The organism is Asticcacaulis sp., from assembly GCF_051954415.1.
GTDB lineage: Bacteria > Pseudomonadota > Alphaproteobacteria > Caulobacterales > Caulobacteraceae > Asticcacaulis.
In genome coordinates, this window is the sequence record NZ_JBQCHT010000034.1 from 154,852 (window position 1) to 168,179 (window position 13,328).

Here is a 13,328-nt window from a genome sequence, read left to right on the forward strand (position 1 = left end):
ATAATGCCTATCACTCGCAGTCAACAGGTGACAGAGTGTCACGCGCTTCGAGCGGCCTGACTGCCCGGCTTCCCGAACAGATAACCGGAAACGAGGGGCCCCGGCAGCGCCAGCGCCTTCAGGCGGGCATTCAGTTCGCTGACCTCCATGGCGTTCGAGGCAAAGGCATCGAACAGTCGGGCGACCGCGATCATATCCATGGAATGCGGGCTGAGCCTCAGGGTCGTCACGCCGGCCGCCGTCAGCCTGTCGATGGAAACGCCCGGCACATGGACGCCGTTCGACAGGGTCTGGATGCCGTTGATGGCCAGGAAATCCTGGCCTTCGACGGTCTGGACGGATCGTCCGTCCGGGTCGCGGTCACAGACGAACTGACAGGCGTCCTTATGCAGATTGTGGGCACGTGCGTGATAGCACCGCCCGGAAAGCGCCAGCGGCAGCCGCCCAAAGGCATGGATTTCAATGGGCAGGTCCGGGACGCTTTTGTGAATGGCGCCGATGGCATCGAGCGACAGTTCTATATTGGCGCACAGCCGGATACACCCCATCGCCACAAGCTGCCTCGCCGCCAGTTCGTTATAAACATTGAGAAACGGCCCCGCGACGAAGGGCCGCCGGCCGCGCCTCAGGAGGACCGACATGTCATTGACCTCGATCTCGTCTTCGACGGCGGCCAGGGCACCCGACATGGACTGTTCCCGCTCGGTTGCCGGCAAGGCCAGGCTGGAAAAGACCACGGTCTTGCCGGCGCCGATCAGGCGCTCGGCGGCACGCGCCAGGACGGGCCCGAGAAACGGTATCCTCTTGGAGCATACGATTTCCCCCAGATAGATGCGATCGAACGGGCTTTCATCGGCTATGCGCGCGTAAAAAGCCTCCGTTACTTCAGGAGACCAGTTGAATAGCAAGGGGCCCAGGCTCAGTTTTGCTACCGCCATGATTTTCTGTACGCTCCAGACGTTTCCTTTCGCCCCTCGGCGAGATCGGCCAGCATATCGGCATAGGGCGTGGTCGGCCGGCCCGCTTCGAGGGCGTCTATCGCCTGCCTGAACGCCTGCGCCACGCGCGATACATATGCCTTCCCCCGTTGCCGCCCTTCGACCTTGACGGCGGTGACGCCGGCGCGCTTCAGGCCCGCCAGCATATCCATGGCATTGAGGCTGACCGGGTCTTCAAACAGATAGGCGGGCGTATCGTCTATGACAAAACGGCCCTTGCACAGGGTGGGATATCCGGCCGGTTCGCCCGGCGCGTGGCGGTCAATGGCGAAATCGCCCAGCCGAGCCGTCGTCACGCCCTGGGATTCAACAAAGCGGACGGAATCAGGCGGCGAACATACACCTGTCAGATTGGGCGATCCCGGCGCGGCGTAGGACGACAGCGCGCAGCGGCCCTCGGCCATGACGCACAGGCCGCCATAAACGAACGCCTCGACTTCCACATCGACCGCTCGGGTCAGGCGCGTAACCTCCTCAGCGCTGAGCACGCGCGGCAGCACCACACGCTTGACGCCAAAGGTCTCGGCATAGAAGGCGATTGCCTGGGGTGTGCCCGCTGCGGCCTGGACGGAGAGATGAAGCCGCAAATCCGGCCAGACCGAATGCGCATAGGCGAGGACGCCCACGTCGGCGGCGATGACCGTATCCACCCCGGACCGCGCCGCGCAGTCAACGGCCCTTTGCCATGCCCCCGTATCGCCGGCCCTGGCAAAGGTATTGATGGCCAGCAGGAGCTTGCCGCCCTTTTCGTGTGTCCAGTTGACGGCCGCCGCCAGTTCGGCGGCATCCAGGTTCAGGCCGGGAAAGTTCCGGGCATTGGTCTCGTCGCGCAGGCCGCAATAAACACTGTCGGCGCCGCCTTCGATGGCCGCGCGCAGCATGGGCGCCGATCCGGCGGGGCATACCAGCTCCAGCTTCCGTTTAGGCGGCGCCATGGCGCGCCCCGAAAGGCAATCCGGCGACCAACCTATTGAAGGCGGGTTTCAGTCTGGCCGGCAGTCCCAGAATATCTCCCGGTCCCAGTTCGGCGGCCTCCAGGGCATTGTGCAGCGCCAGCGCCGCCTCGGTTGCGCCGTCCATTTTTATATCGCCGCCGAAGAAGCTGGAATCCGCGTCAATCGTTCCGTCGAACAGGCCAAGGAGCGTCTTGAGATTTCCGCTGATCCTGACGGAATAATCCTTGTCCGCCTGCACCGTGACGATTTCGACAACGCCCTGCCGCGCCAATGGCTTCAGCCTGAAGGCAAAGGGCATATCCCTCGGCGTGATCAGGAAGACGGCATTCTGGAAGCGGCCAAGTTTTTGAAAGACATCAGGCCGTTCCCTGACCACCCGCCTGAGTGATGTCGTCAGAAGGGCATTGAGCGGCAGGGCTGCCGTTTTAAAAAGCCAGAGCGGGGGGACTGGCAAGGCCAGGAACGAGCCGAGGAATTTGGGACGCATAAGACTGGCGACTTTCCGCAGGTGAATGCCGCAGGCTTCGCAATATTGCCGCGGCAACGGCAAGCTTTGCCGACATGCCGCACCCCCGAAGTTTATCAAGCGGATGCCTGAAAAGCCTTGGGTGGCGGATTGACAGCCTTTAATGCCCCCATGCGCCGGGGCGGCTATGGACATCCGAGTGAAGGAGTTTCGATATGACCATGCCAGATACCCTAGTCCCGGATACATTAGTCCCGGACGCATTAGTCAAAGACATCGCCGTGGCAGTGCCAGGCGCCACCGCCGTCTTCCGGCGTTACAAGATAGATTTCTGCTGCAAGGGCGGTGTGCCCCTCAGCGAGGCCGCGGCCACCCGCGGCGTCGACCTGGCGCTTGTACTTAGTGATCTTTCGGCCCTCAAGGGGGATGAAACCGAAGCGCCGGATGCGACGGAAGCGCTTATCCCGTACATCATAGAGCGATACCACGAGGTTCACCGCGCCGAGTTTCCCGAAGCGATCCGAATGGCGCGCCGCGTCGAGGCCGTCCACCGCGACAGCCCTGACTGTCCGCACGGGCTCGGCGATCTTCTGGCCATCATGGCCCATGAACTGGACGAACACCAGGTCATCGAGGAGCAGATGCTCTTCCCCGCCATGCTGGGCGGCCAGTACGACCTGACCCATCCGGTGGCGCGCATGATGAGCGATCACGAAGATCTCGGCGAGCAGCTCGAAACCCTGGCGCGGCTGACCACGGATTTTGTGCCGCCCCACGGCGCCTGCACGACCTGGCGCGCGCTCTATGCCGCCTGCCAGAAACTGGATACGGATTTGCGCGTCCACATGCATCTCGAAAACAACATCCTGTTCCCCCGCTTCGCGGACCCGTCCCTCGTGACAGCCTGAGGCAGCGCCATGGCCGGTATCAATCCAGACCTCCCCTTTTATCCCCTCAATGTGGCCGTCCTGACGATTTCGGACACCCGCGACATGACAACAGACACCTCCGGCGCCCTGCTGGCGGAACGTCTGGTCGCGGCCGGCCACACCCTGTCAGACCGCGTCATCGTGGCGGATGATGTCGATGCCATCCGTGGCCAGATCGGCCAATGGGTGGCCGATGACGGTGTCGACGTCGTCCTGACGACCGGCGGCACGGGTTTCGCCCCGCGCGACGTGACCCCGGAGGCCATCCGCCCCCTTTTCCGGCGTGAAATGGAAGGCTTCGGCGTGGTGTTTCACCATGCCAGCCTGACGACCGTCGGCGTGGCAACGCTCCAGTCGCGCGCCTTCGCCGGCCAGGCGGGAGATACCTTCATCTTCTGCCTGCCCGGCTCGACCGGCGCCTGCCGGGACGGCTGGGACCTGGTGCTGGCCATGGAGCTCGACAGCCGCTTCCGCCCCTGTTCCTTGGTCGGCCAGATACCGCGCTATCGCGGGATTTGTCCGTAAGTACCCGCAAGGGACTTGTTCTTTAGCATACATCCATATGGCTCACGCCAATCCGTGCGTATCCAGGATGGCCGCGCAGGTTGATTTCAGCAGGGCGGCGACCTCCGAAGGTGTCCGGCTCTCGATCAGGATGCGGAACATCGGCATACTGGTGGCGCCGAACAACAGGTCGGTGGCGTCGGTCCTGGCCTTGTCCTCGCCGCTCATGCGCGCCAGCAAATTGGCGAACAGCAAACGGCGGCGTTCATTGCGGGCATTGATCGCCTCGGCAAATTCAGGATCTAGCCCGGCGGCGCTGTGCAGCTTGGTGAACCCCGGATGGCTGCCCCAGAATTCGCACATCAGGTCGATACAGGCAAAAAGCGCCGCCCTGGGATCGGGTAATTGCATCAGTTCCCGCAGCCGCATAAGACCGCCCTTTTCGGCATTGGCGTCAAACACGGCTTCCAGCAGGCCCCGCCGCGAACCGAACTGCTTGTAGACCGTCAGGCGCGTGACCCCCGCCGCCTTGGCGACCGCCTCCATGGAGACCATGGCCGGGCCGTCGTTCAGCAACTTACTGGCGGCTGCAATCACCGCCTCGCGCTTTTTCGCGGCGGCCGCCTCGCGCTTGGCGCTGACATAAGGACGGGACTCGGCAGGAATGGCACGCATAGGACAAGACTTCAGATTATTTCCATAAGTTTGCCATGCAAAATCCAATTGGCCTAGCAATTAGACTTCCGATTTTGGCAATCCGACCTGCAAACTCAGGTAATGAGCAAGGTCTCATCACTGACAATCACCCATTTGTCGCCTTTCCGTTCGAGAGTGTGGCGCATCCGCGACCTGAAAAAAGGAGCCACGAAGTTTTCTTCTTCAATCTCCGCCAGTCCATCAGACTTAAATATTGGACGGGTAAAACTCATAGAACTGTATCCGGAGCTTGCCGCTTCTTCCGTCTGGGGAGCTGGGGCATAGACAGCCAGATGTGCCTTTAGAAATGCCGAACCACAGTCCAAAGGGGGGCGTGGATCAGCATCATAGACACCCAGTACGGGCCAGACATTTGAGTTTTCTGCATTCGGGTGTGACGAGATTATCGCCAGAACGATATCGCACTCTTGCTGTGTCGCCGCTGTAACGGTTTCAATATCGCCTGGAATTTCTGCGGGCGCTGTATTGTTAGACAAGAAGGCGGCAAGGATAAGCCATTTGTGCATGAAAGTCTCCCTGCCGAAGACGTATCACGCCGGGCGCGGGCTGGCGAGCGCCGTGTAGAGTTCCGGGCGGCGATCGCGGAAGAATCCCCAGGCGGCGCGGTGGGTATTGAGATAATCGAGATCGAACGACGCCACCAGCACGCCTTCTTCCCCTGCGCCGAATTCCGCCACCTTGTCGCCGCGGTGATTGGCAATGAAGCTGTGGCCGTAGAAGGTCTGGCCGGCACCATTTTGCGGGGAGATCAGGCTTTCGGTGCCGATGCGGTTGGAGGCAATCACCGGCATAACATTGGCCACGGCATGGCCCTGCATGATGCGCTGCCAGGGCGCGGCGGTATCCAGTTCGGCATCATGCGGTTCGGAGCCGATGGCAGTGGGATACATCAGGATTTCCGCGCCCAACAGGGCCATGGCGCGCGCCGCTTCCGGATACCACTGGTCCCAGCAGATGCCGACGCCGACTCTCGCATATTTCGTATCCCACACCTTGAAGCCGGTATCGCCGGGGCGGAAATAGTATTTTTCCTGATAGCCGGGGCCATCGGGGATATGGCTCTTGCGATAGACGCCCAGCAGGTCTCCGCCGGCATCAATCATGACCAGCGAATTGAAATAGTGCGGGCCTTCCTTTTCATAGATCGAGGTCGGGATAACGACATTCAGTTCGGCCGCCAGCTTTTGCATGGACAGAACGCAGGGGTGTTCGCGCCAAGGAAAGGCGGTGGCGAACCAGCGCTCTTCCTGGGAGACGCAGAAATATTCGCCCTGGAACAGTTCGGAGGGCAGGATGACCTGGGCGCCTTTCGCGGCGGCTTCACGCACGAAGGCTTCGGTTTTGGCGATATTGGCGGCCATATCGGGACCGTACGAGGTCTGGATAGCGGCGACGGAAACGGTACGGGTCATGGACTTCTCCAATTCCAAAATTCATAAATTGAATTTTGGCAAGGCCAAGTGGCCGCCGCGCACGTTTGCGCGTAAAGCCATGCGGCGTTTGAGCTCTAAGAATAGCTTACTAAAGCTACGCTTTGATAAGCGGAACTTGCTGGCTGATACAGTGGAACGAACCGCCGCCGGTCAGGATGGCGCGCGACGACAGGCCCAGCACCTGGCGTTCGGGGAAGAGGCTTTGCAGGGCCTCCACCGCCAGTTCGCCGGGGCGTTCCTTGTAGATCGGCACCACCACACAATCATTGGCGATCAGGAAGTTCATATGGGAGGCCGGCACGATTTCGCCATCCTCATCCAGCACTTCGCCGGGTGACGGTATGCGTACCACCTGGATCGGCTGGCCACGCGAGTCATGCTGGGAGGAAAGCAGTTTTGCCGTGGCGTCATAGACATCGGCATTGGGGTCTTCGCGGCCGAACGCCACCGGACAGGCCACCACGCCCGGCGCCACGAAACGCGCCAGGTTATCGACATGGCCGTCAGTGTGATCGTTCAGCAGGCCGTCGTCGAGCCAGATGACCTTGCGGATGCCAAGCGCCTGAAACAGGGCCTTTTCGGCCAGGGACTGGGTCCAGCCGGGGTTGCGGTTCGGATTAAGCAGGCACTGGCGCGTGGTGAGGGCCGTGCCGTGGCCGTCATGATCGAGCGCGCCGCCTTCAAGGATGAAGTCCTGCAATTCCTGCGGAAATCCATCGGCGGTGCTGATCTGGAGCGCCACCTCATCGTCATGCTTCAGGTGGTATTTGCCGCCCCAGCCGTTGTTCTGGAAGCTGACCGGCAGGGCCTGGTGCAGGTCGTCATCATCGGCATCATCGCTGACATAGATCGGGCCGGTATCGCGGAACCAGATATCGCCGAAGCGGCCATCTATGATTTCAAGCTTGCTCAGGTCACCGAGCAGTTCCTCGGCTGCGGCGCGGGCCTCCGGCCCCATGACCATCAGCTTGACATGCTCGTCGCCCAGTTCGCACAGGGCGCGCACCAGCGCCGCCACCTCGGCCTGCGCCGGGATCAGGTCTTCCTGCCACAGGTTTTCATGGCTGGGAAAGCCCACCCACATCGCCTTGTGCGCTTCCCATTCCGCCGGAACACATCGTGTCATTCTGGATATCCCAAACTGCAATCCGATAAGGTGGGCACCACTTTTCGGATAAATTGCGCGACAAAGCAAAAACCCGACTGGCCTCTACGGTAACCATTCCGCTGCGGCGCCGACCAATAGTCTGGCCTATTAGCACAGCCCTTCCCGATTTGGCCACCGCCCGCACAAAAAAACGGCCCCCGCAAGGAGGGCCGTTTCTCTGTTTCTCAAGACAATAATCTTTAGAAAGCGGTGTGCAGCGATAGCATGACGGTGCGCGGCGCGCCGACATTGAACGATGGCTTGTTCGAGGCCGCAACCGTGCTGCTGATCGAGCCGAAATAATATTCGTCGGCCAGGTTGATCACGTTAAGCTGTGCATAGGTGCCTTGCTTGAGGAAGGCCAGGCCCGGCAGATCCCAGCGCACCGAACCGTTCCACACCGTATATTCCGGTGTTTCCAGGTCGTTCAGGTCGGTGGCGAAGCGCTTGCCGACATATTTGCCGCTCAGATTAAAGGTGAAGTCGCTGAGCTTGTAGGTCATGCCCAGGGTCGCCATCCAATCCGGTACTTCCGGCAGGGCCTTGCCCTTGGTGTTGACCGTCGCCGTAGCCCCCGACGCGTAATCGCTGAGGATCTCGGTGTCGGTATAGGTCAGGCCGCCGAAAAGCGACAGGCTGGAGGTCGGGGCCCAGGCCGCCGAAGCTTCGAAGCCCTTCAGATCGACGTTGCCCACGTTACGGTCGAAGTAGCTATCCGAGTCCGGATCATAGGACGACACGATGCGGTTTTCGTACTTCTGCGCCCAAACGTCTGCCGTGGCGGTGAAGGTCGGAGACGTGAAGCGGTAGCCGAGTTCGATCGTCTTGTTGGTTTCCGGCAGCGGATTGGCCGGCTTGACCTCGCCGTTCAGGAATACGACGGCGTAATAGTTGTCGGTGCGCGGCGCCGAAAGGGCTTCCGAGTAATTGACATAGACCTGGTTGGCGTCGGTGATCTTGTAGGTCAGGCCGAGGCTGGGCAGGGTCTTCGAGAAATCGACCGTGGTGTGGTAGGGCTTGATATAGTCGACGCCGTTGAAGGTAGCCGTGCCGTCGCCATTGTCGACCGCCGGGGCCGTCGTGGTACAGAACGGCGCATAGGAGCCCGCACCATCCTCCGGCGAGTAGCAGTACTGGTTCAGGTCACGTTCCATCTTCTGCTGCTTGATGCCGAGCGAGACGAAGAGCTTGTCTTCGAGGAAGCTGCCACGATATTCGATGAAGAAGGTATCGACATTGGCCAGCGAAAAGCGATAGCGACGCTCATGGACCGAACCGTCCTTACCTATAATGCGCAGGCTTTCGTCTTCGCGGCCACCGAACGGATCGATATAACGGCCGTCTGCATTCAGCAGAGTGCTTTCGCCGGACTGGCGGGTACGGCCTCGGTCGAACGAGGCACCAAAGCGGAGCACATCGCCGCGATCGAAGGTATAGACGCCAGTCGAGGTCAGCGAATAACGGTTGGTGACGGTCGTATTCGGGTTATAGATGCTCACGCTGGTGTCAGTGGCATCACCATCGCCGTTGATATCGACGCCGGCGAGTTCCGAATAATAGTAGGTGTGCCCGGAAACCGACATCTTGCCATCGACTTCGCTGATACCGCCCGTGCCACCACCGTTGGCCATGACGTATTGATAGGTCGGGTCAACCGTGAAGAAGAAGTGGTCGTTGATCACCCATTTCGAATAGCCGCGGATATTGCCGGTATTTGAAGGGTTAACGTTATTGGCACCAGCGCTGTTGTAATACTTGCCATTCTTGGCGAAGTTCGACAGCGATTGCCCAAAGATGAAGCGGTTGCGGTTTTCGTTATAGTTGCCGCGCACGCCGAAATAGCTGCCATTGGCCAGTGGTTGGTAGATGTTGAAGTTGTATTGCTGCTTCTTCAGCTTGCCATTGTCCGGACTTTCGATCGTGAAGGTGTCGTAGTTCTGGTTAGACGCCGCAAAAAGGGCTCTAGTGCCGAAGGGACCGAAGGCACCGGTGTTCACCATCACGAATTGACGGTTATAGTTGAAGCTGCCGGTCGAGATCGTGGCCTCAACGCCAAAGTCATCCGATGGCTTGCGGGTGGTGTAGCTGACCGTACCACCGGAAGCCGAGGCGGTCATGGAGTCCACATCGGTCGCGCCTGTGATGACGGTGGCCGACTGGATCAGTTCCGGATCGAGTTGCTGGTTGGTGTAGATGGCGTAGTTGCCGGCATCGTTGAGTTGCACGCCGTCCATGGTCAGAGACACGCGCGAACCGTCCAGGCCGCGCAGACGGATATTGCCGCCGGATGAGCCGTAAGGGTCGTTATTGGTGAAGTTATAGCCAGGCGCCAGGTTGAGGGTTTCGGCGATCGTCTGGCCGGCGGATTGCGCACCGATATAGGACTGATCGATGGCGGTCTTGGTCTTGGTGCCGGTTTCCTTGTTGATCGGGCCAAGACCTTTTCTCGCGCCCTTGACAACGACAACTTCGACTTCCTCGGTGGCGGTCGATTGCGCCAGGGCGGCAGAGGCCACAAACAGGCCCGTCAGGGCCGTGCCGGCCAGGATGATGGATTTGGTGAATTTCATCGGGAGTATCCCCTCTCCGGGTTAAAGAACAAAGCAATTCCGATCCCGTGAGAGCGCAGTTCCCCGTCGCGCAAGGCGGCGGTTTTCACCGTCCTGCACGCTGCTGCCTTCTGCGGATCGTTTTTGCTGCCTGTCCTTTTAGAGGCGTCTATGTCGCTTTTTTTACAAGACGCGCGAACCTTTTGTGACAGTCGTCACTGTTGCAACCATTGTTGTTTCACGGTCACAGGTTACTTTACGTTAGGCTCTGGAAAGAGACAAAGCGAGGAGGCAAAGAAAAAGCCCGGCCTGATTGCTCAGGCCGGGCTTTATCTTGTTTTCGACTTTACGTCGCGTTCTGAAATTAGAACGTGATGTCGATGGTCGAACGACGGTTCAGCGGTTCCTTTACGCCGTCGCCGGTGGCGACAGCCGGGGCCGATTCACCCTTCCAGTCGACAGCCAGCTTGGAGCCGTCAACGCCGAGGCCAGCGAGGGCATCAGCAACGGTCTTGGCGCGGCGTTCCGACAGCTTGATGTTGTAAGCGGCCGAACCGGAAGTATCCGTGTGACCGACAACCACGATGCGGGCGGCGTTACCGGCCTTGGCGTAGTCAGCGGCAGCCGAGACAACCGATTGCGCGTCAGCGGTCAGGTCCGACTTGTCGAATTCGAAGTACACGATGAACTCGCGGGCTTCATAGACAGGAGCGGCAACCGGCGGCGGCGGAGGCGGAGGAGGCGCTTCAACTGGCGGCGGGGGCGGCGGGGGCGGAGGCGGAGGCGGCGGAGGCGGAGGCGTAACGCCGAAGGCCCAGCGCAGACCGACCGTCAGAGTTTGGTCGCTGAACTTGCCGGTGAAGGTTTCCGGGTCTTCCCAGCCACCGTTCGGCTCGATACCGGCATTGAACTTGGCCTTGCCGGCGTCCAGGTAACGATAGGTGACGTCGAGGCTCAGGCGATCCGAGAGCGCCCAGGCCACACCGGCCAGCAGTTGGTAAGCCCCAACCGTGTCCTTGCCAACCATGCTCAGGTCGGAAACCGTACCAGCCGGGCTGGTGGACAGTTGACCGAGCATCTTCGCCTTCACGCTGTCGAGACCGACACCGGCGCCGACGAACGGATGGAACTGCGACTCAGGCAGGAAGTCATAGTACAGGTTGACCATGACGGTGGTTTGCTCGAAGGAGCCCTTCGGCGAACCGCAGGGATCGCCGGCAGCGCGGATCACGCCGGTGGTGCAGATCGCGGTGTCAACCAGAGCGGCCGAACCCGGATAGGTGCGCGGGAAGCCAACAGCCGAGCTGATGTCGCCGGGGCGATAGCCGCCTTCGAATTCAACGCGCCAGTTGGGGCTGTAACGATAGCCGAGACGGGCAAAGCCAGCCCAGTCATCGTCGGTCGCCACGTCGTAGACATAGGCGCCACCGTCAGGCATGGCGCCTTGCGAACGAGCCTTGTAGTCCGACTTCCAGTTATAACCCAGGTCAGCGGCTGCATACCAGCCGTTAGCCTGTTCAGCAGAAGCGGAACCCGCTACTGCCATCGCAGCGAGAGCAGCGCTCGCCAGCAGAATGTGTTTCATGTTATTGCCCTCTCATGGCCATCCAACGAACAGCCGATCATCTCGACTGAAACCTTAGTACGACGCTTCATAACTTTACCAGCCCGTTTTGCATAGCACCCAAATGCAACTTTGGTTAAATTCGTGCTGTTTTTTAGCCTCTTTGGCGATAACTGACACCAGAAAGACACGCTTATCCGAGTGAAGCCGTACAATGCCCCATATAGGTCAAACTTGACCGTTAAAAAGCTATAGCGCCCCACAAACGCATTATAAAAATATCATAAAGAATATAAAAGGGCTTGCGGTTTGCACGGGCTTTCAGTAGAGACACGCCCTCTGATCGACCCAGGCAGCTCAGGCAGCTCAGAATCAGGCGCAAGAAACCCTTTGTCTTAAATGGTTTTTTTGCGCAATTCCCCCTTAAGGAGAGGTGGCAGAGTGGTCGAATGTACCGCACTCGAAATGCGGCGTAGGTGCAAGCCTACCGTGGGTTCGAATCCCACCCTCTCCGCCATACCACAGCAAAACGGCTCCCCGGACCATGGGGAGCCGTTTTGCTGTGGTATTTTAGCCGCTCCAAATAAGGTCAGCCGCAGGACATAATGCGCAGGTCAATCCCCTTTGCGTTAACGCCTCCGCTTTTCCGAATTACGAATCACCACCACCCGTTACCGCATTCAGATGGTCGCACAATGATCCCACATTGCGTTGTTTTTGAAAATTTATCGCGCCGCAACATATGCACCTGCGAATCAAAAGCGCCCATCCACAAGCCAGAAAGTCGCCGCCCCCTTCGTTAAAGATGCCACTTCAGCGCGATCTGGAGCTGGGTCTGGGCTTGCTTCGCCGCAAGCGCCTGGGTTTGCCGTGCCGGGCGGTCACTGATCACATGCAGGGCCTCGATGCCCAGATCAAAATAGTCACTGACCGGTTTCATCCATGCCAAAGTGGCGCTGTAGCCGGTTTCACTGTTATCATCCACCGCCCGCCGCAAATGATCTTTCACGGCGAAATAATCCACCCGTCCGGTCAATCGCGCGCCGTCGTCACACCTATGCGACATCAGCAGATACGCCGACTCGAAACCGGTATCGACCACGCGATGCCCCTGCCCCACCGGCCAGCCGGTGGCGGTCTGCCCGGTCATGTACTGGCTGAGCCATTCATCTTTCGCGGTCGTACGCAAGGCCAGACCAAGATTATAGAAGCGCGTCGCCCAGCCCCACTGGCCATTGCGCAGGGCCATCGGATCGCCCTGATTGTCGTAGACTTCGAAATTGACCGCCACCGGCGCCGGCGGGCGCCAGTCCAGCCGGGCATAATAGCCCAGCCGGCCGTCCAGTTCGACCATAGGCTTGCTGACCGCCGCCTGGTTGTCGTCGAATATCCGATACCAGCCCTGGTTTTCACCCTCGGGCAGTTTCAGCCGGGTGTTTTCGGCCGAGGACATATCGTGCAGCGCCCAGCCGCGCCAGCTCAGCAGCGTGCCCGCCGTATCGTCCCGTGTGAACCCGCCCAGGGTCAGCCCCAGCCTGTGACCGGCGAAGGTTTGCTGCGTATTGACCTCCAGCCCGCGCACCAGCACTTCCTCGCCGATCCACGAATTGATGGCCGAAGGCGTCAGGCTGCGCGGCGTCGTCCAGCCCGTGCCGTCGTGTTCCATGGAGACCGGCGGGAAAATCTGGCCGAGCCGCAGACCAAAGCGAAAACCGGACTTCGGCACCGGCTTCCATTGCAGATAGGCTTCCTCGACGCCGACCGGGACTTCGGCGTCGGAGACGCCCTGAAGCAGGACATAGCCGGAAAAGGTATCGGTCAGTTGCGGTTTCCACAGCACCGCCGCCTGGGCGACATCAGCCGCTGTTTCGTTACCATGCCTGAGCTTGCCGAAGCCGCCGTCAAGCCAGCCGCGTTCGCCGTTCGCCTGGCTGAGGCGCAGGTCGATCCAGGCGGTATAGTTGGCAGGGTCAAAGAGGCTGGTTTCCGCATGGGCCGTGGTGACGTGCGCCGTGCCTGCCAGCAGCAGGAGGGAGGCCAGGGCCGGCGCCATTCTTCCCCGGAA

General features: G+C 60.2%; 12 protein-coding genes and 1 tRNA gene. 3 read left to right on the plus strand and 10 right to left on the minus strand.

Going from position 1 to position 13,328, the window contains the following annotated elements; translation table 11 throughout:
• Window positions 1-38: 38 nt before the first annotated feature.
• Genes ubiV through ubiT form a run of 3 tightly spaced genes read right to left on the minus strand, consistent with a single transcriptional unit; the run spans window position 39 to window position 2,441 of the window.
• Window positions 39-938 (minus strand): ubiquinone anaerobic biosynthesis protein UbiV, encoded by a 900-nt coding sequence (ubiV, locus tag ACTHND_RS12240; protein ID WP_440178229.1) that lies wholly within the window; start codon window positions 936-938, stop codon window positions 39-41.
• On the minus strand, window positions 929-1,933 hold the full coding sequence (gene ubiU, locus ACTHND_RS12245) for a ubiquinone anaerobic biosynthesis protein UbiU (protein WP_440178230.1): 1,005 nt from the start codon (window positions 1,931-1,933) through the stop codon (window positions 929-931). Before ubiU ends, ubiV begins: the two co-directional genes overlap by 10 nt.
• Window positions 1,920-2,441, minus strand: coding sequence for a ubiquinone anaerobic biosynthesis accessory factor UbiT (gene ubiT, locus ACTHND_RS12250; RefSeq protein WP_440178231.1), 522 nt, complete (start codon window positions 2,439-2,441; stop codon window positions 1,920-1,922). Before ubiT ends, ubiU begins: the two co-directional genes overlap by 14 nt.
• A 194-nt stretch (window positions 2,442-2,635) precedes the next feature.
• Here ubiT and ACTHND_RS12255 point away from each other — a divergent pair, with 194 nt between their 5' ends.
• Together ACTHND_RS12255 and moaB are read left to right on the plus strand one after the other, a co-directional pair.
• Window positions 2,636-3,328 carry a DUF542 domain-containing protein gene (locus ACTHND_RS12255; RefSeq protein ID WP_440178232.1) on the plus strand — a complete coding sequence of 231 codons (693 nt, stop codon included), beginning with the start codon at window positions 2,636-2,638 and terminating at the stop codon, window positions 3,326-3,328.
• A gap of 9 nt (window positions 3,329-3,337) precedes the next feature.
• Window positions 3,338-3,874 carry a molybdenum cofactor biosynthesis protein B gene (gene moaB / locus ACTHND_RS12260; protein ID WP_440178233.1) on the plus strand — a complete coding sequence of 179 codons (537 nt, stop codon included), beginning with the start codon at window positions 3,338-3,340 and terminating at the stop codon, window positions 3,872-3,874.
• 42 nt (window positions 3,875-3,916) lie between these two features.
• Here the strand turns inward: moaB and ACTHND_RS12265 are convergent, their stop codons facing one another.
• From ACTHND_RS12265 to ACTHND_RS12290, 6 genes are all read right to left on the minus strand, one after another.
• Window positions 3,917-4,528, minus strand: coding sequence for a TetR/AcrR family transcriptional regulator (locus ACTHND_RS12265; RefSeq protein ID WP_440178234.1), 612 nt, complete (start codon window positions 4,526-4,528; stop codon window positions 3,917-3,919).
• A gap of 95 nt (window positions 4,529-4,623) precedes the next feature.
• Entirely contained in the window at window positions 4,624-5,076 is a 453-nt protein-coding gene (locus ACTHND_RS12270) for a hypothetical protein (protein WP_440178235.1), read from the minus strand.
• A gap of 24 nt (window positions 5,077-5,100) precedes the next feature.
• Window positions 5,101-5,982 carry an N-carbamoylputrescine amidase gene (gene aguB / locus ACTHND_RS12275; RefSeq protein ID WP_440178236.1) on the minus strand — a complete coding sequence of 294 codons (882 nt, stop codon included), beginning with the start codon at window positions 5,980-5,982 and terminating at the stop codon, window positions 5,101-5,103.
• A 115-nt stretch (window positions 5,983-6,097) separates the two neighbouring features.
• A complete protein-coding gene (locus tag ACTHND_RS12280) occupies window positions 6,098-7,129 on the minus strand; it encodes an agmatine deiminase family protein (RefSeq protein ID WP_440178237.1) in 1,032 nt (343 codons plus the stop codon).
• Between the two features lie 221 nt (window positions 7,130-7,350).
• Entirely contained in the window at window positions 7,351-9,720 is a 2,370-nt protein-coding gene (locus ACTHND_RS12285) for a TonB-dependent receptor (protein WP_440178238.1), read from the minus strand.
• A gap of 343 nt (window positions 9,721-10,063) precedes the next feature.
• On the minus strand, window positions 10,064-11,284 hold the full coding sequence (locus tag ACTHND_RS12290) for an OmpA family protein (protein ID WP_440178239.1): 1,221 nt from the start codon (window positions 11,282-11,284) through the stop codon (window positions 10,064-10,066).
• Between the two features lie 406 nt (window positions 11,285-11,690).
• Here ACTHND_RS12290 and ACTHND_RS12295 point away from each other — a divergent pair.
• Window positions 11,691-11,780 (plus strand) — tRNA-Ser (locus ACTHND_RS12295).
• Between the two features lie 282 nt (window positions 11,781-12,062).
• On the opposite strand, the gene ACTHND_RS12300 is transcribed toward ACTHND_RS12295, so the two are convergent.
• Window positions 12,063-13,316 carry a hypothetical protein gene (locus ACTHND_RS12300; protein WP_440178240.1) on the minus strand — a complete coding sequence of 418 codons (1,254 nt, stop codon included), beginning with the start codon at window positions 13,314-13,316 and terminating at the stop codon, window positions 12,063-12,065.
• Between the last annotated feature and the right edge of the window lie 12 nt (window positions 13,317-13,328).